3 protein-coding genes are annotated in these 1,642 nt (G+C 64.8%); all 3 read right to left on the reverse strand.

Going from position 1 to position 1,642, the window contains the following annotated elements; all coding sequences use genetic code 11:
• Positions 1–307: thiamine pyrophosphate-binding protein (locus tag ACRDUX_RS06745; RefSeq protein WP_526412223.1), on the reverse strand; the 307-nt coding region annotated here is incomplete at its 3' end.
• 43 nt (positions 308–350) lie between these two features.
• A complete protein-coding gene (locus ACRDUX_RS06750) occupies positions 351–1,121 on the reverse strand; it encodes an enoyl-CoA hydratase/isomerase family protein (RefSeq protein WP_526412225.1) in 771 nt (256 codons plus the stop codon).
• Positions 1,121–1,642 (reverse strand): thiolase family protein (locus ACRDUX_RS06755; protein ID WP_526412227.1); only part of this gene is annotated, 522 nt, incomplete at its 5' end. The genes ACRDUX_RS06750 and ACRDUX_RS06755, both read right to left, overlap by 1 nt.

Below are 1,642 nucleotides of genomic sequence, written 5' to 3' on the forward strand. Positions count from 1 at the left end.
TGTCGGCGTTCAGACCGATGTGCACCGAGGGGATGCGCGAGGACGTCGCCTCCTGCAAGGCAGGGGGCAACAGCAGGGAACCGACCGTGTGCCAGATGCCGACCGCCGCCGGCCGTCCCTTGAGGTAGTTGTAGGCGGTCACCATGTACGCGCCGCCCAGTTCGGTAGCCGGATTGACGGTAGGCAGCCCCGACTCGGAGACCGCGTGGGCGATCTCGTGAGTCGAGTGGCCGATGTAACCGAAGACGATCTCGGTTCCGTACTCGCGCAGCGTCTGCACGATGGCTTCTGCACCCGAAATTGACATTGGTATCTCCTTCATTCTTGTGTTTGACCTCCCAGGCCGTAGATCATCGGCCAGCGAAGCGGGGTGGACGTTTTTGCCGGAAGGCAGCGATGCCCTCGGCGGCATCTTCGGTGTGGCGCAGGATCTCGTTGACGGCCTGTTCCATTCGCAGACCTACGGTCAGGTCGGTGTCTCGTGAACGCACGGCCAGTTCCTTGGTGGCCTGAACGGCCAGCGGCGCGTTTCGGGCCACCCGCGCGGCCACCTCCAGCGCCTGATCGGCGAGCTCCGTGGGCTCCACGACTCGGTTGATCAGCCCATAGTGCAGTGCCCGGTCGGCGTCCCACAGATCTCCGGTGAGCAGCAGTTCCATCGCGATCGGATACGGCAGCTGATCGAGCGCGCGTTGCGTGCCACCGTTCCCGGCGATCACGCCGCGCTTGACCTCGCTGAGGCCAAATCGTGCAGAGGGCACCGCGAGGCGGATGTCGGTGGCCATGAGCAGCGTCATACCACCTCCGACGCAGATGCCGTTGACTGCGGCGACGACCGGCTTCCACACCTCTAGCCCCCGGTTGAGCAGTTGCCCGCGCTGGGTCGCCCACAACTCGGCGATCGGCTCTTCTCGCCCGAGGAACGTCTTGATGTCAGCGCCGGCACAGAAGGCGCGATCACCCGCACCGGTGATGACTGCGGCCCTGATACGGTCATCGTCGCGCACCCGGGTCCAAGCCTCCGACAGCTGGGCGTACGCCTCTACGTCCAACGCATTCAAGGCTTTCGGGCGGTTGATCGTGATCAGCGCCGTGGCTTCGATGACTTCGAAGTCGATCATCAGCCCTCGTAGCGGGTCAACAGCATGGCAAGACCCTGGCCGCCACCGATACACAGCGTCACGATCCCCGACTGAAGGTCGCGGCGCACCATGTCCTTGGCAGCCCGAACGGTGAGGATCGCTCCGGTGGCTCCCACCGGGTGCCCCAGTGCAATGGCGCCCCCGTAGGGGTTGGTCTTCTGCTCGTCGAGTTTCGCGTCGCGGATGACGGCGACGGCTTGTGCGGCGAACGCCTCGTTGAGCTCCACTACATCGACGTCGGCCGGCGAGCGGCGAGTCTTGCTGAACAACTTGCGCAGCGCCAATGTCGGTGCGTATCCCATGATCTCGGGTTCTAGCGCTGCGGTGGCGACGGAGTCGATCACGACGAGGGGTTTGAGTCCGTGCTCGCGGGCATAGGCTTCGCTGGTCACTACCAGAGCCGCTGCGCCGTCGTTGATTCCCGAGGAGTTGCCGGCGGTGACGGTACCGTTCACGGCGAACGCCGGACGCAGACTGGCCAATTTGTCCAGGGTGGTCTC

Source organism: Mycobacterium sp. (assembly GCF_050701675.1).
Classification (GTDB): Bacteria; Actinomycetota; Actinomycetes; order Mycobacteriales; family Mycobacteriaceae; genus Mycobacterium.

Excerpts from the sequence above, each read along its gene's own strand:
- ACRDUX_RS06750 (WP_526412225.1), bottom strand. The coding sequence starts at position 1,121 with ATGATCGACTTCGAAGTCATCGAAGCCACGGCGCTGATCACGATCAAC.